General features: G+C 47.5%; 1 protein-coding gene. It reads left to right on the forward strand.

What is annotated here, in order from left to right:
• A partial coding sequence (locus R8O11_RS27950; protein WP_318194963.1) for an ATP-binding cassette domain-containing protein occupies nt 1-689 on the forward strand: 689 nt, incomplete at both ends.

The raw sequence follows: 689 nt of genomic DNA on the forward strand, positions 1-689 counted from the left end.
ATCATTGGTGGCACACAGCCTCTAGATGACAAACCATTACCGCTGCACATCAAGATTGACGCGTTCTATTGGAGCAAAGAACTCCCACCAGCTCTTGCCGCTGTGGACGTAACGTTAGAGCCAGGGAAAATGCTCGGAATTGCAGGCCCAGTAGGCAGTGGCAAATCGACGTTACTCACCCTGCTATTGCGTCAACATGATTTAGAAAATGGCACCATTCAGTTTGGCGATGTCAAAATCAAAGACGCTATCTTACCTCAATGGCGTAATCGCTTTGCGGTTGTGAATCAGAGTCCATTTTTGTTCTCAAAATCGATCTTTGACAACATCGCCCTTGGCAATCCTCAAGCAACAAAGGAGCAAGTTTATCAAGCAGCGAAATTGGCGTGTATCCACGACGATATAGAGAAATTCCCTGACGGATACCAAACCGAAGTTGGCGAAAAAGGCATTACTCTTTCTGGCGGTCAGAAGCAACGTATTGCGATTGCACGCGCCATTCTTCTCAACGCTCAAGTGTTAGTTTTAGATGATGCCCTATCCGCCGTAGATGGTCGAACCGAACATCAGACTCCCAAGAACCTTGAAACACACTACCGTGACCAAGCGTTGATCGTTATCGCCCACCGATTAACGGAATTGGAAGCGGCTGATCAAATCATCGTCCTTAATCACGGCCATGTCACCGA

Source organism: Vibrio sp. 1288, assembly GCF_033344475.1.